Source organism: Comamonas sp. B21-038, assembly GCF_022387135.1.
GTDB lineage: Bacteria > Pseudomonadota > Gammaproteobacteria > Burkholderiales > Burkholderiaceae_C > Comamonas > Comamonas sediminis.
In genome coordinates this window covers 2,952,797-2,973,665 of record NZ_CP092462.1, presented here as the reverse complement: position 1 = coordinate 2,973,665, position 20,869 = coordinate 2,952,797, and the positions used below count along the sequence as shown (strand labels likewise).

Annotated in this window: 19 protein-coding genes and 1 riboswitch; of the genes, 8 read left to right on the top strand and 11 right to left on the bottom strand. The window is 66.2% G+C overall.

What is annotated here, in order from left to right:
- Positions 1–28: 28 nt before the first annotated feature.
- Entirely contained in the window at positions 29–562 is a 534-nt protein-coding gene (locus MJ205_RS13780; RefSeq protein WP_239808991.1) for a methylated-DNA--[protein]-cysteine S-methyltransferase, read from the bottom strand.
- Between the two features lie 218 nt (positions 563–780).
- Positions 781–938: riboswitch (FMN riboswitch) on the top strand.
- 89 nt (positions 939–1,027) lie between these two features.
- On the opposite strand from MJ205_RS13780, the gene MJ205_RS13775 reads away from it, so the two are divergent.
- Positions 1,028–1,549, top strand: coding sequence for a 6,7-dimethyl-8-ribityllumazine synthase (locus tag MJ205_RS13775; RefSeq protein WP_239808990.1), 522 nt, complete (start codon positions 1,028–1,030; stop codon positions 1,547–1,549).
- 114 nt (positions 1,550–1,663) lie between these two features.
- Positions 1,664–2,878 (top strand): sugar transporter, encoded by a 1,215-nt coding sequence (locus MJ205_RS13770; RefSeq protein WP_239808989.1) that lies wholly within the window; start codon positions 1,664–1,666, stop codon positions 2,876–2,878.
- A 225-nt stretch (positions 2,879–3,103) separates the two neighbouring features.
- Here the strand turns inward: MJ205_RS13770 and MJ205_RS13765 are convergent, their stop codons facing one another.
- The 5 genes from MJ205_RS13765 to MJ205_RS13745 all read right to left on the bottom strand — a co-directional run bounded on the left by MJ205_RS13765 (position 3,104) and on the right by MJ205_RS13745 (position 8,999).
- Positions 3,104–4,501 (bottom strand): PepSY-associated TM helix domain-containing protein, encoded by a 1,398-nt coding sequence (locus MJ205_RS13765; protein ID WP_239808988.1) that lies wholly within the window; start codon positions 4,499–4,501, stop codon positions 3,104–3,106.
- A gap of 13 nt (positions 4,502–4,514) precedes the next feature.
- A complete protein-coding gene (phnE, locus tag MJ205_RS13760) occupies positions 4,515–6,089 on the bottom strand; it encodes a phosphonate ABC transporter, permease protein PhnE (RefSeq protein ID WP_446715028.1) in 1,575 nt (524 codons plus the stop codon).
- Positions 6,080–6,928 carry a phosphonate ABC transporter ATP-binding protein gene (locus MJ205_RS13755; protein ID WP_239808987.1) on the bottom strand — a complete coding sequence of 283 codons (849 nt, stop codon included), beginning with the start codon at positions 6,926–6,928 and terminating at the stop codon, positions 6,080–6,082. Before MJ205_RS13755 ends, phnE begins: the two co-directional genes overlap by 10 nt.
- 74 nt (positions 6,929–7,002) lie before the next feature.
- Entirely contained in the window at positions 7,003–7,887 is an 885-nt protein-coding gene (locus MJ205_RS13750; RefSeq protein ID WP_230774633.1) for a putative selenate ABC transporter substrate-binding protein, read from the bottom strand.
- 209 nt (positions 7,888–8,096) lie between these two features.
- Positions 8,097–8,999 carry a LysR family transcriptional regulator gene (locus tag MJ205_RS13745; protein WP_239808986.1) on the bottom strand — a complete coding sequence of 301 codons (903 nt, stop codon included), beginning with the start codon at positions 8,997–8,999 and terminating at the stop codon, positions 8,097–8,099.
- 132 nt (positions 9,000–9,131) lie between these two features.
- Between MJ205_RS13745 and MJ205_RS13740 the strand changes: the two genes are divergently transcribed.
- Complete coding sequence (locus tag MJ205_RS13740) at positions 9,132–9,791, top strand: NAD(P)-dependent oxidoreductase (RefSeq protein ID WP_239808985.1); 660 nt, start codon at positions 9,132–9,134, stop codon at positions 9,789–9,791.
- 19 nt (positions 9,792–9,810) lie between these two features.
- Here MJ205_RS13740 and MJ205_RS13735 read toward each other — a convergent pair whose 3' ends face one another.
- From MJ205_RS13735 to MJ205_RS13725, 3 genes are all read right to left on the bottom strand, one after another.
- On the bottom strand, positions 9,811–10,608 hold the full coding sequence (locus tag MJ205_RS13735) for an alpha/beta fold hydrolase (RefSeq protein WP_239808984.1): 798 nt from the start codon (positions 10,606–10,608) through the stop codon (positions 9,811–9,813).
- Positions 10,609–10,658: 50 nt separating this feature from the next.
- Positions 10,659–12,191, bottom strand: a complete 1,533-nt coding sequence (locus MJ205_RS13730; protein ID WP_239808983.1) for a glycosyltransferase family 39 protein — start codon at positions 12,189–12,191, stop codon at positions 10,659–10,661.
- A 102-nt stretch (positions 12,192–12,293) separates the two neighbouring features.
- The gene (locus tag MJ205_RS13725) at positions 12,294–12,779 is read right to left on the bottom strand and encodes a nucleoside deaminase (protein ID WP_239808982.1); all 486 of its coding nucleotides are present in this window, start codon (positions 12,777–12,779) and stop codon (positions 12,294–12,296) included.
- A gap of 131 nt (positions 12,780–12,910) precedes the next feature.
- Here MJ205_RS13725 and MJ205_RS13720 point away from each other — a divergent pair, with 131 nt between their 5' ends.
- Positions 12,911–13,648 (top strand): methylated-DNA--[protein]-cysteine S-methyltransferase, encoded by a 738-nt coding sequence (locus tag MJ205_RS13720; protein WP_239808981.1) that lies wholly within the window; start codon positions 12,911–12,913, stop codon positions 13,646–13,648.
- Positions 13,649–13,729: 81 nt separating this feature from the next.
- On the opposite strand, the gene MJ205_RS13715 is transcribed toward MJ205_RS13720, so the two are convergent.
- Positions 13,730–14,968, bottom strand: a complete 1,239-nt coding sequence (locus MJ205_RS13715) for a CaiB/BaiF CoA transferase family protein (protein ID WP_239808980.1) — start codon at positions 14,966–14,968, stop codon at positions 13,730–13,732.
- A gap of 232 nt (positions 14,969–15,200) precedes the next feature.
- Positions 15,201–16,391 carry an acyl-CoA dehydrogenase gene (locus MJ205_RS13710; protein WP_021026966.1) on the bottom strand — a complete coding sequence of 397 codons (1,191 nt, stop codon included), beginning with the start codon at positions 16,389–16,391 and terminating at the stop codon, positions 15,201–15,203.
- Between the two features lie 216 nt (positions 16,392–16,607).
- On the opposite strand from MJ205_RS13710, the gene MJ205_RS13705 reads away from it, so the two are divergent.
- From MJ205_RS13705 to MJ205_RS13690, 4 genes are all read left to right on the top strand, one after another.
- Positions 16,608–17,546 (top strand): LysR substrate-binding domain-containing protein, encoded by a 939-nt coding sequence (locus tag MJ205_RS13705; protein ID WP_239808979.1) that lies wholly within the window; start codon positions 16,608–16,610, stop codon positions 17,544–17,546.
- A 153-nt stretch (positions 17,547–17,699) separates the two neighbouring features.
- Entirely contained in the window at positions 17,700–18,242 is a 543-nt protein-coding gene (gene phaR / locus MJ205_RS13700) for a polyhydroxyalkanoate synthesis repressor PhaR (protein ID WP_239808978.1), read from the top strand.
- 451 nt (positions 18,243–18,693) lie between these two features.
- Positions 18,694–19,644, top strand: coding sequence for an RNA ligase family protein (locus MJ205_RS13695; RefSeq protein WP_239808977.1), 951 nt, complete (start codon positions 18,694–18,696; stop codon positions 19,642–19,644).
- Positions 19,641–20,780 (top strand): AAA family ATPase, encoded by a 1,140-nt coding sequence (locus MJ205_RS13690; protein ID WP_239808976.1) that lies wholly within the window; start codon positions 19,641–19,643, stop codon positions 20,778–20,780. The genes MJ205_RS13695 and MJ205_RS13690 overlap by 4 nt, the downstream gene beginning before the upstream one ends.
- Positions 20,781–20,869 lie beyond the last annotated feature (89 nt).

Sequence of the window (20,869 nt, the reverse complement as noted above, 5' to 3'; positions counted from 1 at the left end):
CGGTGCTGATAGCCTCCCCGAGCCCGCCCTAGGCGGGCTTTTTGCTGTGCCGCGCTTCATGCGCCAGCAGCCACTGCTTGCGCGCCAGGCCGCCGGCATAGCCGGTGAGCGATGCATCGCTGCCGATCACCCGGTGGCAGGGCAGCACGATGCTGATGGGGTTGGCGCCATTGGCCATGCCCAGCGCACGCACTGCTGCCGGCCGCCCGATCTGCGCGGCCAGGCTGGCATAGCTGCGCGTGCTGCCTGCAGGGATGGCGCGCAATGCCGTCCAGACCTGGCGCTGAAAATCGGTGCCACCCAGTGCCAGTTCCAGGCGATCAAGCGCCTGCAGCTCGCCATCAAAATACGCGGCCAGGGCATCGGCCACCGGCGCGGGCACGGCCGCGCTGCTGTGCATCTGGACGGCATCGCGCGGGTACTGGCGGCGCATCAGCAAGGCCATGCGCGCTTCATAGCCCTGCCAGTCCAGTGCGCGCAGGCGCTGCTGCGCGTCGCACAGCAGCAGGATGCCCCCTTGCGGGCTGGGGAGGCGGGAGAGCATGAAGTTCAGCAGGGCCATGGTGGGGACGGGGGATGGATGGAGCGCTTAGCTACCGCAGTGTAGAGCGCTGGCGCGGTAATGGAGATAGGCGGGCTAAAGCTGCACAACTAGATCCATAACAAGTTTCCTGCGCACCAAAAACCTGGGTGACGGTGTTTGTATCGCAGCCCCTCTACAATCGGCCGGCGAGCTGCAGCAGGCTTGGGCCCTCCAGGGCCTTGCCGGCAGCGGCTCAGCGTTATTCTCAGGGCGGGGCGCAATTCCCCACCGGCGGTATCTGGCTTTGAGGAGCCAGGAGCCCGCGAGCGCTTGCAAGGCCTACGGCTGCGCAAGGTCAGCAGATCTGGTGCGATGCCAGAGCCGACGGTCACAGTCCGGATGAAAGAGAATCGCGCAAACCTTGTGTCGCCCTGCGTCTGTACGTGGGGTGCTGCGATGGGCTTGCGCGCGCCCTGATTCAGGTCATTGAAGGACAGCAAAACCATGAATCAGCATTCCAGCATTTCTTACTCCATCAACAAGGCTGCACGCCTGGCGATTGTCTGCGCGCAATGGCATTCGGACATCGTGCACCAGGCCCGCGATGCCGCCCTCGCCGAGTTGGCACAACACGGCTGGCGCGCCGACCAGATCGACCTCTACGATGTGCCCGGCGCCTTCGAGATCCCCTTGCTGCTCAAGCGCCTGGCCCAAAGCGGCCAATATGCGGGTCTGATGGCCTGCGGCCTGGTGGTCAACGGCGGCATCTACCGCCATGAGTTTGTCACCACCGCCGTGATCGATGGCCTGATGCGGGTGCAGCTGGACACCGGCGTGCCGGTGTTCTCGGCCGTGCTGACGCCACGCGACTTCCATGAATCGCAGGAGCACCACGATTTCTTCCACCAGCATTTTGTGAAGAAGGGCGCCGAGTTGGCCCGCGCCTGCGCGGCCACGGTACAGCTGCACCGCACGTTGGAAGCGCAGCAATTGCAGCAACTGCAGCCGCAAACCCTGGCAGCCTGACAGCTGCCAACAACCGGGACCAAAGGGTTTTCCCTGGCCATTCTGGGCAGGTAAGCGTTTTTTGGCACACTGGCGAGCCGCTCTCCGCTTTGGGGCTGCGGCTTTTTTATTGCCATGACTGACTCCGCATCTTTGACCCGCCGCCAGGCCTGGCTCGGCGTGCTCGCCCTGGCTATGGGCGCCTTTGTTTTCAACACCACCGAGTTCGTGCCGGTGGGCCTGCTCAGTGACATTGGCGGCAGCTTTGGCATGACCACCGAGCAGGTGGGCCTGATGCTGACCATCTATGCCTGGATCGTCGCGCTCACCTCGCTGCCCTGCATGCTGATGACCAAGAATGTCGAACGCCGCAAGCTGCTGATGGGCGTGTTCGCGCTATTCATCGTGAGCCATGGTTTGTCGGCCATCGCCTGGAACTATGCCACCTTGCTGATCAGCCGCATGGGCATTGCGCTGGCACATGCGGTGTTCTGGTCGATCACCGCCTCGCTGGCGGTGCGCATTGCGCCGCAGGACAAGCGCCCGCAGGCGCTGGGCCTGCTGGCCACCGGCACCACGTTGGCCATGGTGCTGGGCGTGCCGCTGGGGCGCATGGTGGGCGAGGCGCTGGGCTGGCGCACGACCTTTGGCATCATCGGCGTGCTGGCGCTGCTCGTCATGCTGGTGCTGTGGCGCATGCTGCCCTTGCTGCCCAGCGAGAATGCCGGCTCGCTGCGCAGCATTCCGGTGCTGTTCAAGCGCCCGGCGCTGTCGGCCACCTATGCCCTGCTGATCCTGATGGTGACGGCCCAGTTCACCGTCTACAGCTATATCGAGCCGCTGATCCAGCGCGAGGCCGGGCTGAACAACCAGGTGACCACCTGGGTGCTGCTGCTGTACGGCGGCATGGGCATTGTCGGCAGCATTTTGTTCAGCAGCTTTGGCATGCGCTGGCCGCGCGGCTTTTTGCTGGGCGCGATGGTGGTGCTGACCGCCTGCCTGTGGCTGCTGCTGCCCAGCACGCGCTGGCCGCCTGCGCTGTACCTGGTCTGTGCCGTGTGGGGCGTGGTCATGCTGTGCATGGTGCTGCCGCTGCAGGCCAAGGTGCTGCGCCTGGCCTCCGATGCCACCGATGTGGGCATGTCGCTGTTCTCGGGCATCTTCAATATCGGCATTGGCGCAGGCGCGTTGCTGGGCAGCCAGGTGGGCATGCATGCCGGCCTGCACTACCTGGGCCCCGTTGGCGGCAGCATTGCCGTGCTGGGTGTGCTGTGGTGTGCCTATGCGGGCTGGAAGTGGCGCAGCAGCTTTGCGCCCACGGGGACGGCGGCGCGCATCGTGCCGCACTGACCTGCTGCGAACCAACCCCGTCCACTTGCCCGGCACCGGCTCTGTGCCGGGCTTTTTTTGGTCTAGGGATCCTCTGCAAAACCCTCGCCAAGCGGGATGGACGCGGATCGGGATGAGACGCAAGGCGTCTTTTGCAGTCGAGCCGTAGCTATTGACAAGGAAGACAACGCAGCGGATCGCCCGAGTCCGCGTTCAGACCACGGCAGGGAGTTTGGCAGAGGGTCCCTAGTGTTGCGCAGCTGGGTGCGATCGGCGCAGGTAGATCCAGGCATCCAGCGCCAGCAGTGCCAACAGGCTGCAGCCCAGCACCGGCAGCAGCCAGCCCAAGGCGGCTGCCACCAGCAACAGGGCCAGCGCAGCAGTACGCGGCAACTGGCGCCATTGGTGGACCAGGGTCAGCTGGCCATGCAGCCATTCGCGGCCGCGGCCCGGGCGCTTGCGCCATTGCAGCCAGCCGGTCAGCGCCATCGCCACCATGCCGGCGCCCAGCAGCACCAGCAAGGCCTGGTTCAGCACACCCCAGCTGCCCATGTGCAGGTCAATGCCCCAGCGCGTCAGCTTGGAGGCCAGCGGGTAGTCGCTGAAGCGGTTGTGGTGCAACACTTGGCCATTGGCCAGGTCCATGGCCAGCGCATCGACTTCGGTCGGCCACGATCGGTTGATCTCCGTCACCGTCCAGGCCTTGCCTGCGGCGGCGGGGGGCCGGATCTCCAGCTTGCTGGATGCCAGGCCATGTTGTCGGGCGAGTGCCAGGGCGGTGTCAAAGTCCTGCGGCATGGGGCCCATACCGGCCATACCAGCCATGGCCATGGGCGCGGCCTGGTGCTCTGCATGGTCCGCATGCGGGTCTGCGGGCTGGTGGTGGGCATGGGCGCTGCTGGCGTCCGTGCCCAGGCTGGTGTTCAAACGCGGCGTTTGCCAGCCCATCTGCTGCAGCGCCTGGCCAAAATGGCCGCCGGCCCAGCGCGACCAGGTCAGGCCCGTGGCCGACAGAAACAGCAGGCCCACCAGCAGCCACAGCCCCAAGCCATGGTGCCAGCGGCGCAGCGGAGTATGGTTCACAGGGGCGCCAGCCCGCTGCGGGCGCGACAGCCACCACAGGGCCACACCGCCCAGCGCAGCCACCCACAGCCAGGAGGCCGCCAGTTCGCTGTAAGTGCGGCCCCATTCACCCATCAGCAACTGGCGGTGCAGCAGATCAAGCTGCTTGCGCAGCGGCAGCACGCCGCTGGTGCCATAGACCGTCAGGTCGCCCTGCAGCGCCAGGCTGTAGGGGTTCACAAAGAGGCTGCGGTACTCCGAGGGGCCCAGCGCCGCATCGGCCACCATGACGCGGGTGGTGCTGCGGGCATCGGGCGCCGGGCGCACGGCCAGCACCGCAGCCGATGCCGGCAAGGCCTGCAAGGCGGCCTGCACCTGGGCCGACAGCGGCTGCGCCGGGGCGCCTGGCGCCGATTCGGCCTGCAGCGCGCTGCGGTAGAGCTGGTTTTCCAGCTGGGGCGTCAGCGCATACAGCAGGCCGGTAGCGGCAGCCACCACGATGAACGGCGCGACCAGCAGGCCGATGTACAGATGCAGCCTGCGGATCAGCAGCTGCCAGGTTTTGCGGGAGGAGGGAGACATCAGGGATGGGGGTTCAGCGCATCGCGCGGCGCAGCGCGGCACTGCTCCAGTCCACCACCATGCTCAGCAGCAGCATGGCAATGATGACGGTGCTGGCCTGCGCGTAGTGGAACAGCGAGAGTTCGACATACAGCAGCTGGCCCAGGCCACCAGCGCCGACAAAGCCGAGGATGGCCGCCATGCGGATGTTCATCTCCCAGCGGTACAGGGTGTAGGCCAGCAACTGCGGCGCGGCCGCTGGCAGCGTGCCGTAGCAAAAGGCCAGCAGGCGGCTGCTGCCGGCCAGGCGCAGCGCCCGGGCGGGAGCGGTAGGCGTATTCTGCAAGGCCTCGGCATAGAGCCGGCCCAGCACCCCGGCCGTGTGCAAGGCCAGCGCCAGCGCGCCGGCAAACGGGCCCAGGCCCACCGCCAGCACGGTGATCGTCGCCCAGACCAGCTCGGGCACCGAGCGCAGCAGGTTGAGCAGCGCGTTCCAGGGTGCGCGCCAGCGCGGCAAGGCCAGCAGCAGCCCGGCCATGGCCGCCAGCAGGCTGCCGATAACGGAGATGGCCAGGGTCTCCCACAACCCTTGGGCCACCTTGCGCAGCCAGGCGGCGCTCAGGTCGGGCGAGAAAAAACCGGCCACGAAGCTGCCCATCGATTGCAGCGCATCGCGGCTGAACAGCGCGGACCAGTCGATGCCGAGCAGCCAGAAGCTGGCCCACAGGCCGATGCCGCCGAGCAGCAGCATGGCCGCGCTGCGCCAGCCAAAAGGCAGCGCACGGGCCGCTGGCGGCGTATCGAGCGCGCGGCGCAGCCACCAGGACAGCAGATCGGCCAGCGCCACGAGCAGCATGAAGGCCAGCAAGATGCTGGCGACCTCGCCGCCATTGAGCATCTTCATCGCCTGGTCCATCAGCTGGCCCAGGCCACCCGCGCCCACAAAGCCCATCACCACCGAGGCGCGGATCGCGCATTCCCAGCGGTAGACGGTGTACGAGGTCAGCTCACGCGCAGCTTGCGGCAGGCTGCCGTAGAGCAGGGCCTGCAGGCGACCTGCGCCACTGGCGCGCAGGGCGCGGGCGGGGGCCGGGTCGGTGGATTCCAGAATCTCGGCATACACCTTGGCTAGCATGCCGCCATAGGTCAGGCCCAGGGCCAGCACGCCAGCGGCGGGGCCCAGGCCAAACACCCGCACAAACACCAGCGCCCAGACCAGCTCGGGCACGCCGCGCAGAATGGTCAGCACGCCGCGGGTAAGGGGGTTGAGGCTGACTTTCTCGCGCGCAGCGCCGCTCGCCAGGTAGGACAGCGGCAGCGCCAGCAGCAGTGCCAGCGCCATGCCGGCGGTGGCAATGGCCAGGGTCTCCAGGCTGGCCTGGCCCAGGTAGCCCAGAAACTCCTGGCTGCTCTCGGGCGGCAGAAACTGGGCCAGAAAGCCGCCGACCACTTTGAGATTGTTGCTGTCAAAAAACGGCGCCAGCGAGAAGCCCGAGGTCTGCAGTATCGGCCATAGCACTACGGCCGCCAGCAGCAGCGCGATGAGCCGGCCACGGGCAGCGGGATCGCGGCGATGCGTGTGCGCGGCAGCGGCAGGCATCAGCGGCATGTGATCACTTCAGCTGCCGGGCTGGACAGCACTTGCGGCGTGGCGCTGCCCATGCTGCCCAGCGTGGGCAATGCGGCCGCACTGCCATCGGCATGGGCATACAGGGCCTGGAGCTGTGCCTGGCTCACCTGTGCAGCGGGCAGGTCAAAGGCAATCCGGCCACCGCGGATGCCGACAATGCGTGCAAAGCAGCGGAGGGCCAGGTCCACCGCATGCAGGCTGGCCACCAAGGTGGCCTGGCGCGCAGCCGCTTCCTGCACCAGCAGCTGCACGGTGGCCAGCGACAGCGCCGGGTCGAGTGCGGAGACCGGCTCATCGGCCAAAATCAGCCGGGCCTGCTGGTAGAGCACCCGGGCAATGCCCACGCGCTGCAACTGGCCGCCGGAGAGCTGGTCGCAGCGCGCAAAGAGCTTGTCCTCCATCTGCACACGCTCCAGGGCCTCGCGGGCGCCGGCGATGTCTTGCGGGTAGGCCAGCGATGCCAGCGCCTTCCACAGCGGCCACTGGCCCAGGCGGCCGGCCAGCACGGCGGTGACCACACGCTGGCGCAGCGCAATGGGCGCGCTCTGGTGCACGGTGCCAATCAGGCTGCGCAGCGCTTTGAGCTCGCGCACGGAGGGGGTGGCAGGCGCCGCCGGCAAGGCCTGGCCGAGCACCTGCATGCGGCCGCTGCTGGGCAGGTGGGCGGTGCCGATGGCCGTCAGCAGCGAGGTCTTGCCCGCGCCGGAGGGGCCGATCAGCGCAATGCTCTCGCCCTGGGCCGCCGACAGGCGAATGCCCGCGAGTGCGACAAAACCATTGGTGTGGGTCAGGCCCACATCGTCAAGCACAAAGCTCATGGATCAAATGCTGGAAAAGTGCAGCAGAGGCAGGCGGCATGGGCCCTGCAGCAGTGCCCATGCCCGGCGGCCCCTTACTTGAGCAGGCCGGCAGACTTGGCAGCCGCTTCGGTGCCGGCATAGTTCTCGGGCTTGGTCGGGATGAACTTGGAGGCGCGCTGCAAATCCATGATGGCCTTGTGCTCGGGCTTGGCAGGGTCCAGCGCCAGGAAGGCATCGGTCAGCTTCTTGATGATGGCCGGGTCCAGGTCGCCGCGCACGGTCCAGTTGTAGTCAAAGTAGGTGGGGGTGGTGGCGAACACGCGCACCTTGCTGGTGTCCACCTTCTTGGTCTCGACCAGCTTGTCCCATACCGACGTATTGAGCACGCCGGCCTCGGCCTTGCCGGCCGCCACAAAGGCCACGGTGGCGTCATGCGCGCCCGAGTAGGCCACGGTCTTGAAGTCCTTTTCCGGGTTCAGGCCGTCCTGCAGCAGAAAGTAGCGAGGCATCAGGCTGCCCGAGGTGGACGAAGGCGCGCCAAACGCGAAGGTCTTGCCCTTGAGGTCGGCCAGGGTCTGGATGCTGGGGTCGGCCGTGATGAACTTGCTGGTGAACACCGCGTCTTCGGCGCGCTGCACGATCGGGATGGCCGTGCCATTGGTGCGGATCTTTGCCTGCACATAGGTAAAGCCGCCCAGCCAGGCCAGGTCCAGCTTCCTGGTGGCCAGGGATTCAACCACCGCCGCATAGTCGGACACCGGCGTGAACACCACCTTCATGCCCGTCGCCTGCGACAGGTACTCGCCCAGCGGCTTGAACTTGCGCTGCAGCTCCGTGGGTGCCTCGTCGGGGATGGCAGATACGCGCAGCACCGCTGGGGTGTCTGCATGGGCACTGAAGCTTGCCAGGCTGGAGAGGGTGAGCGCGGCCAGCGACAGGCCACGCAGCGCCGAGCGGCGAGCGGTAGAGTGGGTCATAAAGCTTCCGTTCGTTAAGCCACCGCCGTCCGGATACACGGCGGTTTAATAGGCCGCGCGGGGTACGCGCAGCGATAGGGATCCAGGCAGTACACCGACCACCAAGGGAGGATTCTTGCGTATTTGCCAAAACCACCGCTGCCCCTCACGTTCTTTTTAGGCAACAGCGAAGGTGCAAGCGCCCGCTCAGGGCGGCCAGGCAACGCGCTTCAGGACAGCGCCAGCGGCGCAAAGTGGGCCTGCAAGGTGGCCAGCGCCAGCCGCACCCGTGCAGGCAGCGCCTGGCGCTCGGGGGTGAGGGCGGAGATGCGCAGGCTGCCGCAGTCCCAGTCGGGCAGCAGGCGCAGCAGCTGGCCGCTGCGCACCTGGTCAGCCACTTCGAGCGAAAACAGCCGCGCCAGGCCCAGCCCCTCGCTGCACAGCTGTTGCAGCGCGTACTGCTGGTTGCTGATGATGCGTGGCGCCGTGTGCAGCATGACCACCTCGCCGCTGTGGCGGTGCTGCAGCTGCATGCTGGCGCTGGTGGTCTTGCCGATGTTGCGCGCCATCCAGGGCCAGGCCTGCAAGGCCTGCGGGTGTTGCGGCACCGGCCTGCCTTGCGCCAGCGCGGGGGCGGCGCATATCCACCAGGGCAAGGTGCCCAGCGGGCGGGCCACCCAGTGGGAGTCGGGCAGCTCGCCCAGGCGGATGGCGATGTCCACCCGCTCTGCTACCAGGTCGCTGTGCGATTCATCGAGCAGCAGTTGCAGCCGCAGCTGCGGGTGGGCATGCAGCAACGGTGCCAGCGCCCGGCCCAGTGGTGCGGCCAGGCCCAGCACGGCGGCAATGCGCAGCTCGCCCACTGGCTCGTCGCGCTCGGCATCGAGCTCGGCGCGGGCCTGGCGTGCGGCCTGCAGCATCACTGCGCACTGTGCATAAAAGCGCTGCCCGGCATCGGACAGGCTCAGTCTGCGCGTGGTGCGATGCATCAGCGGCAGGCCCGCCTGGGCTTCCAGGTGGCGCACCTGCTGGCTCACCGCCGAGGCGCTCATGCCCAGCAGGCGTGCGGCGGCCGTCATCGAGCCTTGCTCGACCACGGTCGCAAAAATAGCCATGCGCTTGAGGTCTTCCATCGCCAGATTATGAAGCACAGCTTCAAAGAAATGCTTGGATGGGAGGGATTATCAATGCCACTTCTTCGCCATACAGTGTGGTCATGGCGTGGCGCAGAGGCTGCCCGCCTTTGTCCATGCAAAGGAAATACGATGAAAGTCACACTGATTGGATCGACCGGTTTTGTAGGCGCTGCACTGCTTGATGAACTGCTGCAGCGCGGCCACGAGGTGGTGGCCCTGGTGCGCGACCCCGCCAAGCTCAAGCCCCGCCCGCATCTGCAAGTGCTGCAGGGGGATGTGATGGATGCGGCCGTGGTGCAAAAGGCGGCCACCGGCAGCGATGCCGTGCTATCGGCCTACAACGCAGGCTGGACCAACCCGAATATCTACGAGGACTTCCTCAAGGGCTCGCAGGCCATCGAGGCTGGCACCCGCGCGGCCGGTGTGGCCCGCTACCTGGTGGTGGGCGGCGCAGGCAGCCTGTATGTGAACGGCCAGCAGCTGGTGGATTCGCCCGAGTTCCCAGCCGCCATCAAGCCCGGAGCCAGTGCGGCCCGCGACATGTACAGCGCGCTGCAAAAAGAGACCGCGCTGGACTGGACCGTGCTGAGCCCGCCAGTCGGCTTCCATGGCGGATCAGCCGCGCAAAGCCAGGGCCGCACTGGCCAGTACCGCACCGGCAAGGACGAGCCGCTGTGGCAAGCCGATGGCAGCCCTGGCGATATCTCGGCGGCGGATTTGGCGGTGGCCCTGGTCGATGCGCTGGAGCAGCATCTGCACAGCAAGGCCCGCTTCACGGTCGCTTATTAATCAAAAGCCAAACGCAGGTCTAGCCGGCCTGCGCCAGAAAAGCACGCACCCGGCCGAGCACCTGCTCGGCCATTTCGCGGTGCGGCACATGGTGGGCGCCGGCGATGATCTCGGTCTGGCCACTGCCGCCGGCTTGGCGGGCAATGCGCTCGGGATGCGCGGTGCTGCCGTATTCATCCAGCTCACCATGGATGGCGAGCAGGGGGCATTGCAGGCGGGGCAGCCAGGCGTCCACGTTCCAATCGCTAAACGCGGGGCTGAGCCAGGTCTCCGTCCAGGCATCCACGACCCAGCGTGCCTTGCTGCCGTGGTATTTGGCCAGGCGCTCCAATTGCGCAGCGTCCTGGAACAGCGCGCGGGCCTCGGCAATGCCCGCACGCGTGCGGTCTTCGACAAAGGCCTGGGCGGCGATGGTCACCAGCGCCGTGCAGGCCTGGCCCGCGCCGGCGGCTATCGCAATGCCCATGCCGCCACCCACGCTATGGCCCAGCAACGCAAAGCGATCCAGGCCCAGATGCTGGCGCACAATGGGGAAGTAAAGCTCCGCCTCTTCAGCCACAAACTGCGCCGACAGCGTGCCGCTGCGCGCATCCGATTGGCCAAAGCCAAGGCGGTCATAGGCGATCACCTGCCGTCCCGTGGCCTGGGCCAGCTGCGCCGGAAAATCGCGCCACAGCGCGACTGAACCCAGCGAGTCATGCAGCAGCACCAGTGGCGCTTTGTGCGTGGTGCCCGGGGTCCAGGTTTTGGCATACAGCCGGCCCTGTGGGGGCAGGCCGATCCAGTGCTCTTGGGCGATGGCGGCGGTGTCGGTCATGGTCTGGGCGGCGAGGGAAATGGCCAGATCTTAGTGGCGCCGTGCGCTGTTTATCTGCCCGCCGGAGACACCACAAAGTTCATCTGCATCTGCGCACGTGCCGGATCGGTCCAGCGGTAGGGCAGCTCGGCCTCTTGCACCTGCAGCATCGCATCGACGGGCCAGGCGGCCCACCACCAGGCATCGGGCGCCGGGTCCTCGGTGGAGACCTGCAGCCAGGGCAGGTGCTGGCGGCGGGCGCTTTCAGCGGCCTGCCAGGCGCAGTCCTTATGGAAGCCCGGCTCGTCTGCATCGCAGACCACGATCTTGGCCTGGGGGAACAGAATGCGCATCACGCCGCCGGTGGTGTGGTGCTCAGCCAGCACCATGCCCTGGCCTTGGTAGCCGGCCTGGCGCAAGGTGTTGGCAATCAGGTCCAGCTGCCAGTTGAGGCGGTCGCCCTTGCCGCGCTTGGCATCGCGCAGCGGCGCCAGCAACGCCAGCGACCAGACCAGCACCAGCATGCCCAGACAGGCCAGCAGATAGCGCCGGCGGCTTATGTCCGACTGCGCGAGCGCCGGCCAGCGGGCCAGCATGTAGAGAGGAAAAATGAGCAGCAGCGGCTGGATCCAGCGGCCATCGAACTTGGCCGCACCCGCCAGCGCCATCAGCACCAACGCGCCCGCCACCAGCGCCATATAGCGGCGCAGCAGCGGCACCAGCCAGTCAGGCGTGGGGCTGTGATTGACAGCGCCGGTGGCAGCAGCGCGCTGTTGCCAAAAGCGCCCACTGGTCCAGCGCGCCATCAGCAGCAAGGGCAGCACCGCCAGCAGCAAAAAGGCCAGCAGATCCCGCAGGCCGTGGGCCAGGCCGCTGAGGTAGGAGCTGGTCTCTGCTGGATGCAGCTTGTCCAGGGTGGCGCCGCTGGCCGCTTGCCAGTGCTCCAGCACCCACCAGGCATGGGGGGCGACCAGCGCGATGCTGATCAGCGGCGTGAGCCACCAGCCGCGCGACAACAGTGCGCGGCGCGTGCTGGCCATGCTCAGGCAGGCCGCCAGCAGGGTGACGGCGACCAGCAGGTAGCTGTACTTGGACAGCATGCCCCAGGCGACGACGAGGCCCAGGTAGACAAAGCCCAGCGGGCGCGGCTGGCGCAACTGGCGCAGCAGCAGCCACCAGGTGGCGCAGATGGCGCAGGTCAGCATCACCGTATGGGTCTGGTCGCGCAGCAACTGCCAGGCAATGCCGGGCAGCCAGGTCATGCCGGCAGCGGCCAGCCAGGCCTGGCGCGCGGGCAGCACCTGGCGTGCGGCCAGCAGCATAAAGACAAAGCTCAGCGCGATCAGGCTGTTTTTCAGCAGCACCACGGCCAGGGTGCTCGGGCCCAGCACCCCCACCAGGCCCCATTGCAGCCAGGTGTAGAGCGGCGGCTGGGGCCCATAGCCCAGCGCCAGTTGCTGGGACCAGACCAGCTGCTCGTTCTGGTCCCAGGACACGCCGTGCGAGGCCAGCAGGCGGCTGGCCATGACCAGTACAAACAGCGCAGCAATCCAGCGCAGTGCTTGGCGGTCAACGGCAGGGGGCGGGGCAGAAGGCGGGGTCATGCAAGCGGAGGGAAGGGCGGCATGGCCGCCAAAAATAGCTGCCCGATCATAAGGGGCAGACGTAAAGCCAGCGCAAAGCGCGAAGGCCAGGTAAGGCGCTTGTCAGCCCGCGCTGGGCCAGGGCGCATCGCCATAGAGCTGCGCTGCGCTGATGCCCAGATTCAGCCGGTGGATGGGCAGTGGCGGCGGTTGCAGCTGCAAGCCCAGGCGCTGGTAGACGCCTTCGCTCGACAGCCCGAAAGGCGCCGCATCGGCATTGTCAAACGCAAAAAACACCTGCTTGGCCCGGCCCGCCACTATTGCTGCCAGGCACATGGGGCAGGGGTGGCCGGAGGCATAGACCGTCAGCCCCTGCAGATGCGGCAGCTGGCGCTGGCGGCAGCAGTCGCGGATGGCTTCCATCTCGGCGTGGCCGGTCATGTCCTGCGTCTGGCTGATGGTGTTGACGCCCCGGCCCAGAATGCGGCCCGCATCATCGGCAATCGCTGCGGCAAAGGGGCGGCCTTTGTGCAGATGGCGGTTGCGGTGGGCGCTGTCCAGCACCTCGCGCATGATGGCGGCGTGCTGGGCTGGCAGGGTGTTGGTCATGGGGCTCTTCTTATCGGGGAACACGGGCTTGATTGTCCTGTCAGCCCGGGGGGCAGCGCGGCTTGGGCGGCAAAGGCTGACAGTGGCACTGCGGCTTGCGGGGTTGGCATGGTGGGGGCAAGATGCGGGGCATGAACACTGAGCCGCTTTCTTCCCGCTCCCTGCCCGGCGATGCCTGGGATGCTGCGCAAACGGGCCATGCCTTGTTCCGCACCCGCCTGGGTGTTTGTGGCATTGCCTGGGGTGCGCAAGCCGTTGTCGCGCTGCGGCTGCCCGAGCCCAGCCTGGAGGCTACACAGATGCGCCTGCTGGAGCATGCCCGCCAGCGCCGCGAGGGCTTGTGGCCACAGGCCCAGGCGCCCGGTGATCTGAGTGCCCAGGCTTTGCAGGCGGTGGCCGGCGTGCAGTGGCTGCTGGCCGGGCGCCAGGAGACCGGTGAACCGGAGGGCAGCGCGCGCTGGCCGGATGCACCTGCCCCCGTGCTGGGCGACCTGCGCAGCCTGCTGACCCTGAACCGCTGGTCCGCGCACAGCGGTTTGCCGCTGCTCGATGATGTGGTGCTCGACTGGCATGGGGTGCCGGATTTTTCGCGTGCGGTCTACCAGCTGGCACTGGCCATTGAGCCGGGGCAGACGCGCAGCTATGGTGAGCTTGCCGACGACTTGGGTGGCAAGGGGATGGCCCGTGCGGTAGGCCAGGCGCTGGGGGCCAACCCCTTTGCACCCGTGGTGCCCTGCCACCGCATCTTGGCGGCGCATGGCGCGCGCGGCGGCTTCTCGGCCAATGGCGGCACGCGCACCAAGCTGCAGCTGCTGGAGTGGGAGGGTGCAGCGCTGGGCGACGGCATCAGCCTGGGTCTGTTTGACTGAGCCTCTCTAGGGATGAAAAAAGGGCCGCGTTGCGGCCCTTGGTGTATGGAAGCAATAGCCCCCAGCCCTTTGAACAGGTTCTTAGACCACACCTTCGCTGTGCAGCTGCGCAATCTGCGCGGGCGAGCGGCCCAGCTCGGCCAGAATCTCGTCGGTGTGCTGGCCCATTGCGGGCGGCGGGCGGCGCACCACAGGCGGCGTAGCGGTCAGCCGCATGGGGCTGGCGACGGTGCTGATCGTACCGATCTGGTCGCCGGCATCGCGCGGGATCTGCACATGCAGGCCGCGTGCAATCACCTGCGCATCGTCAAAGGCCTGGGCGATGTTGTTGATGGGGCCGCAGGGGACGGCCTTGTCTTCGAGCAGCGCAATCCATTCGGCGGTGGTGCGGGTCTTCATCAACGGGTACATCAGTTCCTGCAAATCCTTGCGGTGGATGATGCGGCCCGAGTTGCGGGTAAAGCGCGGGTCCTGTGCCCAGGCCTCGTTGCCGGTGGCGGCGCAAAAGCGCGCGAACTGGCCGTCGTTGCCAATGGCCAGCAGCACATTGCCGTCCTTGCTGGGGAAGTCCTGGTAGGGGCCCACGCTGGGGTGGATATTGCCTGCGCGCTGCGGAATATCGTCCGCATTCAGGTAGCCCACGGCCTGGTTGGCCAGCACGGCCATGCCCACATCCAGCAGCGCCATGTCGATGTGCTGGCCTTCGCCGGTCCGGTGGCGTGCCTGCAGCGCGGCCAGGATCGAGCAGCAGGAGTAAATACCGGTGAACACATCGGTGACTGCGACGCCCACCTTGAGCGGGCCGCCACCGGGCTCGCCATCAGGGTGGCCGGTGATGCTCATCATGCCGCTCATCGCCTGCACCATCAGGTCGTAGCCGGCGCGCGGGGCGTAGGGGCCCGTCTGGCCAAAGCCGGTGACCGAGCAGTAGATCAGGCGCGGGTTGATCTTGCGCAGGCTTTCATAGTCCAGGCCATAGGCCTTGAGGCCACCGACCTTGAAATTCTCGACGAGGATGTCGGCATCCTTGGCCAGCTCGACGATCAGCGCCTGGCCCTGGGGCGAGGCCATGTCGATGGTGATGCTGCGCTTGTTGCGGTTGCAGCAGGTGTAGTAGCTGGCCTGCTCGGTCTTGGTGCCGTCATCGGTGTGCAGGTAGGGAGGGCCCCAGTGGCGCGTGTCGTCACCGGCCTCGGGCCGCTCGACCTTGATCACCTCAGCGCCCAGGTCACCGAGCATCTGCGCGCACCAGGGGCCGGCCAGCACCCGCGACAGATCCAGAACTTTGATGCCGTCCAGCGGCGCGATGCTTGCGGTCATGGTGTCTCCAAATTCGATAGCTGCCCATGCATATGCAACAGGCGCTGCAGCAAGAAATTTCTGCAAAACTTGCCGATGGTACGTGCCGCCTCAGGGCGGCGCCATTCGCATCCGGCAAGGGGGTGGTTAAGCGATCACAAAACACCACAACCCACCCACGCAGCGCCTGCGGTGAAGTGGGTTGTGGGCAGGCATGCAGCGGGCGCTGCATGCGATGGGGCTCGGGTCGTTCCTAGTTGGCGAACGCGGCGATGCCGGTCTGGGCCCGACCCAGGATCAGCGCGTGCACATCATGCGTGCCTTCGTAGGTGTTCACCACTTCCAGGTTGACCAGGTGGCGCGCCACACCGAACTCGTCGCTGATGCCGTTGCCGCCCATCATGTCGCGGGCCAGGCGGGCAATGTCCAGCGACTTGCCGCAGTTGTTGCGCTTGATCAGCGAAGTGATCTCGATGACGTTCTGGTGCTCGTCCTTCATGCGGCCCACGCGCAGCGCCGCTTGCAGGCCCAGCGTGATTTCGGTCTGCATGTCGGCCAGCTTTTTCTGGATCAGCTGGTTGGCAGCCAGCGGGCGGCCAAACTGCTTGCGGTCCATCGTGTACTGGCGCGCGGTGTGCCAGCAGAACTCGGCCGCACCCATCGCGCCCCAGGCAATGCCAAAGCGGGCGCTGTTGAGGCAAGTGAAGGGGCCCTTCAAACCACGCACTTCGGGGAAGGCGTTTTCTTCCGGCACAAACACATCGTCCATGACGATTTCGCCGGTGATCGAGGCACGCAGGCCCACCTTGCCGTGGATCGCAGGAGCCGACAGGCCCTTCATGCCCTTTTCCAGCACAAAGCCACGGATCTGGCCGACGGCGCCGCCTTCGGAGACTTCCTTGGCCCAGACCACGAACACATCGGCGATGGGGCTGTTGGTGATCCACATCTTGCTGCCCTTGAGCTTGTAGCCGCCATCCACCTTGTAGGCGCGGGTGGCCATGCTGCCAGGGTCGGAGCCGTGGTCAGGCTCGGTCAGGCCAAAGCAGCCGATGAACTCGCCCGATGCCAGCTTGGGCAGGTACTTCTGCTTTTGCGCTTCGGTGCCGAACTCGTTGATCGGCACCATCACCAGCGAGGACTGGACCGAGGCCATCGAGCGGTAGCCCGAGTCGATGTACTCGATCTCGCGCGCCACCAGGCCGTAGCTCACGTAGTTGAGGCCGGCGCCACCGTACTCGGTCGGGATCGTGGGGCCCAGCAGGCCCAGCTCGCCCATCTCACGGAAGATGCTGGTGTCCACCGATTCCTTGCGGAACATTTCCTGCACGCGTGGTGCCAGCTTGTCGCGGCAATAGGCACGGGCCGCGTCGCGGATCATGCGCTCGTCTTCGGTCAGTTGTTCGTCGAGGTGGAAGGGATCTTCCCAGGTGAATTGCGCCATGTCTGCTCCTTGGATCGGTATTCGCTTATTGGAAGGCGGGGCCGGACGCCAATGCGCTGCCCTGCCAAAACAGCCGCCATGGTAGACCCGCGATAGCAGCGGGGCAAACGATTGTTTATCATCCAGATATGCGACCTACGCATTTATAAAAACGCATGCACTGGGTAATGCCAGAGAAAGATGCAGTGATGCCATGCGTCACATCGGAGACAAGATATGCGCCGAATGATTCCCTCGACCCAGGCACTGGCCTGTTTTGAGGCCGCCGCCCGCCACGAGAGCTACACCCGCGCCGCCCAGGAGCTGGCGCTGACGCAAAGCGCCGTCTCGCGCCAGATCATTGCGCTGGAAGAGCAACTGGGCGTGCAGCTGTTCAAGCGCTCGCGCCACGGCATGGTGCTGACGCCTGCGGGCCACCAGTACAGCCATCAGGTGGCGCAGTGGCTGCAGGGCATTGAGCGCGGCACGCTGGACATCATGGCCCACCAGGGCGCAGGCGGCGCGATCAGCATTGCGGCCGTGCCCACCTTTGCGACCCGCTGGCTGCTGCCGCGCCTGCCGCAGTTTTTGCAGCTGCATCCCGGCGTGGTCGTGCATATCGATGTGCAGACCCGGCCCTTTGCGTTTGCCGAGCGCCTGGTCGATGCCGCCATCTATGCCGGTACTGCCGAGCAGGCGCGCCAATGGCCGGGTACACAGGCGACCTGGTTGATGGACGAGGTGATCGTGCCGGTCTGCAGCCCGCGCCTGTTGGAAGGCGCCACCCAGCGCGGGCGCGGCCGAGCCTACCTGACCGTATCGCCCCAGGTGCTGGCGCAATTGCCGCTGCTGCAGCAAAGCACCCGGCCCGATGGTTGGCGCAAGTGGTTTGATGCTGCCGGTGTGCCTGCCCCCCATGCGCTCGATGGCCCGCGCTATGAGCTGTTCTCGATGTTGGCCGTGGCCGCAGCAGCGGGCATGGGGGTGGCGCTGATTCCGCCGATGCTGATCGAGGATGAGCTGGCCCGGGGCGAGCTGGTGGTTGCCTGCGAGCAGCCGTTGAAAGGCAGCCGCGCCTACTACTGGATGACCCCGCTGGCGACCGAGCCCATGCCCGCCCAGCCTGCGCTGCAGGCCTTTGGCAACTGGCTCAAGGGCCGGGCGGGCGCATCTTAGAACAGGTTCTTAGGGTAAGTGCTGCAGCGCAACAGGCCTCCGCCGTCACTACAATCTAAAAATTGCCTTAGAGGTAAAAACCGCCGTCCCAGAGACTAGGATGGTCGGTATTCCCATAAAGCCCGCCGTTGGCGAGAGACACAGGAGATCCGCGTGCCGGAAAACACCCCAGGAACAGCTGCCGCGTCCGAGCGCGTCGTCAAGAAATACCCCAACCGCCGTCTGTACGACACCCAGACCTCTGCCTACATCACCTTGGCCGAGGTCAAGGCGCTGGTCATGCAGAACGAGCCCATCGTCGTCAAGGACGCCAAGACCGGCGAGGACCTGACGCGCAGCATTCTGCTGCAGATCATTCTCGATGAGGAAGCCGGCGGCGCGCCGATGTTCACCGAGGCCATGCTGGTCAACATCATCCGCTTCTACGGCCATGCGATGCAGGGCTTCATGGGCTCCTACCTGGAGCGTAATGTGCAGCTGTTCACGGAGATGCAAGGCCGCTTTGCCGACCAGATGAAGGGCGCCACGCCCGAGATGTGGCGCAACTTTTTGGGCATGCCGATGCCCGGCGTGCCAGGCATGCCCGATGCGAGCAACTACCAGGCCCAGTCGCAGCAGTTCTTCCAGCAGATGCAGGAGCAGATGCAAAAGCAGACCGAGCAGATGCTGACGGCCTTCGGGATCAAGCGGCCCTGATGCCGGGGTTGACTGGGCGCTGCTGCAGGGGTCCAGCCATCTTGCGCATCCGTTGCCGGGTGGCGTAGCAGCCACATGCAGCTGGCGCAGACCAGGGCGTTCAACGCAGTGTTGGCCCATTCGTTGAACACAGGGACTGCACGTGCTATAACATCAGACCTTTCAAACCTCTTGCCCTTTTCGGAGCCCGACATGTCCCGCCTGTTCGTCACCTGCTAATCGCCGACGACTGCATTTGCAGCCTCGTGCGGCGCAAGTCTGCGCCACAGCTGGCTGCGGTACTGGCTCCGAGCTCCCAACGCCTGCCATGAGGCTGCGGGAGCGCTGAATCCCCCGCTTCCCCTGCGCGACGACCTCTTTCCTTTTGGGGCAAGAGCGGTCGACCTGCGCCTCACGTTCGTTGGCTTTCCCTGTCCTGCTGGACAGCGAGACGCTTCTCGCTGCAACGAACATGAATCCCCACTCTCTTTCGATATTCAAATACCCGCGCACGCCCCACCTGGAAGGATCGCGCTTGCAAGCGGGCGACGATGCCCATGACCAGGTGCCCCTCAAAGCCCTGGCCGGCCAACACGTCGTCATCGAGGAAAAACTCGACGGCGCCAACGCCGGCATTTCCTTTACCGGCGCTGGCGAGCAGCTGCTGCAATCCCGGGGCCACTACCTGGTGGGCGGCGGCAGCGAGCGGCAGTTCAACCTCTTCAAAGTCTGGGCCGCAGCCCATGAAGCTGCGTTGCTTGAGCGCCTGGAAGACCGCTTCGTCGTCTACGGTGAGTGGACCCATGCCAAGCACTCGGTCTTCTATGACCAGTTGCCGCACCACTTCCACGAGTTCGACATTTTTGACCGCGAAACGGGTCAATTCCTATCCACCCCGCGACGCCATGTCCTCCTGCAGGGATCACCGGTGTTGTCCGTCCCGGTGCTCTACGAAGGTCCGATGCCGACAGACCCTGCCTTGCTGTGGGCACTGGTGCGGCCCTCGCTGGCCAAGAGCCGCGCCTGGCGCCAGTCGTTTGACCTCGCCGTCCAGCGAGAGGGCCTACCGGCCCCGCTGTGCTGGCAGCAGACGAATAACTCGGACCTGGCAGAAGGCCTGTACCTGAAGGTGGAGGAGGGCGGGCAGGTGGTGGCGCGCTACAAGCTCGTGCGGCAGGACTTTCTCCAGACGATTCTGGACAGCGGCTCGCACCACAGCCAGCGGCCGATGATTGCCAATGGCCTGGCACAAGGGGTCGACCTCTATGCGCCACAGCCTTCGGTGCGCTGGGAAGACCTGTCCCTGCACACCGTTCGCTCGCTGGAGGCATTGAAAGCGATGGCCCGGGGCGACCGGGCAGGCAGGCCGGATGGTGCCGGCCGAGCATCGGGAAAGAGTTTTCCCGCAAAGGAGGGGGTATGAACTGGTCAACGATTGCAGGCCTGGTGCCTGCGCCGGGAACTGCCCCGGATTTTGCCGCCTGTCTGGCGGCCTTCCCGGTACTGGAGCGGGCCAAGACGACGGTGCAGGACCCCCGTTACCATGCCGAAGGGGATGTCTGGACGCACACCCAAATGGTGGTGCACGAGCTGCTGGCGCTGCCGGACTACCTGCAGGCGAGTCCGCATGACCGTGCGGTCTTGTTTCTGGCGGCCTTGCTGCACGATGTGGCCAAATACCGCACGACGGTCATCGACCCGCAGACCGGGACCATTGGCCAGCCCGGCCATTCCCGCAAGGGAGCGGTGGAGGCCCGCGTGCTGCTCTGGGATGCGGACGCGCCGTTGGAGCTGCGGGAGGCGGTCTGCCGCCTGATTGCGGTGCATCAGCTGCCATTTTTCGCGTTGGCGGGGTCTCGTTCTGGCAAGACGCCCGAGCGCATGGTGCGGGAGACGTCCTGGCAAGTGAATCTCGTCCACCTGGCCGCTCTGGCCGAGGCGGATATGCGCGGGCGTGTGTGCATGGACCAGCAGGCGGTGCTGGACAACATCGAACTCTTTCGGGAACTAGCGCGCGAAGAAGGATGCTATGGGAGCCCTCGGCGGTTTGCCGATGCCCACACCAGGCTGAGTTACTTCCGGGGGGCGGACGTACACCCGGACTATGCGCTCTTTCAGGAACCTGGATCGCGCGTGACTGTGATGTGTGGCCTGCCGGCATCGGGAAAGGACAGCTGGCTGGCGCAGCACCGGCGCGGCCTGCCTGTGGTGTCCTTCGATGATGCGAGAGACGCACTGGACCTGAAGCACGGCGAAAACGAAGGCGCTGCTGCGCACTTTGCGCATGACAAGGCCCGGGAGCTGCTCCGCAAGAAGGCGCCTTTCGTCTGGAGCGCCACGCACCTGAGCCTGCAGATGCGAACGCGCACGCTCGATCTGCTCTATGCCTACGGTGCCGAAGTGGAGCTGGTGTATCTGGAGCAGTCCCGTGCCGAGCTGCTGCGCCGTAACAGCCGCCGAGACTCGACCCTGTCCAACAAGGCGCTGCAATCGCTGCTGAACCGCTGGGAGCTGCCCACCGAGACGGAAGCCCATGCGCTGCGCATTGAACAGCCCTGAGGCGAAGGAGGCGCGTTGGCGGCCTTGGCAGTCTCCGCAACACAAGCAGGCCCGGTGTGGCCAGCTTGTGTTGTTTTCTGCGCTGGCGC

Coding starts and splice junctions, on each gene's coding strand:
- MJ205_RS13690 (WP_239808976.1), top strand. CDS start 19,641: ATGAACTGGTCAACGATTGCAGGCCTGGTGCCTGCGCCGGGAACTGCC.
- MJ205_RS13720 (WP_239808981.1), top strand. CDS start 12,911: ATGAACACTGAGCCGCTTTCTTCCCGCTCCCTGCCCGGCGATGCCTGG.
- MJ205_RS13775 (WP_239808990.1), top strand. CDS start 1,028: ATGAATCAGCATTCCAGCATTTCTTACTCCATCAACAAGGCTGCACGC.
- MJ205_RS13695 (WP_239808977.1), top strand. CDS start 18,694: ATGAATCCCCACTCTCTTTCGATATTCAAATACCCGCGCACGCCCCAC.
- MJ205_RS13765 (WP_239808988.1), bottom strand. CDS start 4,501: ATGTCTCCCTCCTCCCGCAAAACCTGGCAGCTGCTGATCCGCAGGCTG.
- MJ205_RS13705 (WP_239808979.1), top strand. CDS start 16,608: ATGCGCCGAATGATTCCCTCGACCCAGGCACTGGCCTGTTTTGAGGCC.
- MJ205_RS13750 (WP_230774633.1), bottom strand. CDS start 7,887: ATGACCCACTCTACCGCTCGCCGCTCGGCGCTGCGTGGCCTGTCGCTG.
- MJ205_RS13725 (WP_239808982.1), bottom strand. CDS start 12,779: ATGACCAACACCCTGCCAGCCCAGCACGCCGCCATCATGCGCGAGGTG.
- MJ205_RS13770 (WP_239808989.1), top strand. CDS start 1,664: ATGACTGACTCCGCATCTTTGACCCGCCGCCAGGCCTGGCTCGGCGTG.
- MJ205_RS13715 (WP_239808980.1), bottom strand. CDS start 14,968: ATGACCGCAAGCATCGCGCCGCTGGACGGCATCAAAGTTCTGGATCTG.
- MJ205_RS13755 (WP_239808987.1), bottom strand. CDS start 6,928: ATGAGCTTTGTGCTTGACGATGTGGGCCTGACCCACACCAATGGTTTT.
- MJ205_RS13730 (WP_239808983.1), bottom strand. CDS start 12,191: ATGACCCCGCCTTCTGCCCCGCCCCCTGCCGTTGACCGCCAAGCACTG.
- MJ205_RS13740 (WP_239808985.1), top strand. CDS start 9,132: ATGAAAGTCACACTGATTGGATCGACCGGTTTTGTAGGCGCTGCACTG.
- MJ205_RS13780 (WP_239808991.1), bottom strand. CDS start 562: ATGGCCCTGCTGAACTTCATGCTCTCCCGCCTCCCCAGCCCGCAAGGG.
- MJ205_RS13745 (WP_239808986.1), bottom strand. CDS start 8,999: ATGGAAGACCTCAAGCGCATGGCTATTTTTGCGACCGTGGTCGAGCAA.
- phnE (WP_446715028.1), bottom strand. CDS start 6,089: ATGCCGCTGATGCCTGCCGCTGCCGCGCACACGCATCGCCGCGATCCC.
- MJ205_RS13710 (WP_021026966.1), bottom strand. CDS start 16,391: ATGGCGCAATTCACCTGGGAAGATCCCTTCCACCTCGACGAACAACTG.
- MJ205_RS13735 (WP_239808984.1), bottom strand. CDS start 10,608: ATGACCGACACCGCCGCCATCGCCCAAGAGCACTGGATCGGCCTGCCC.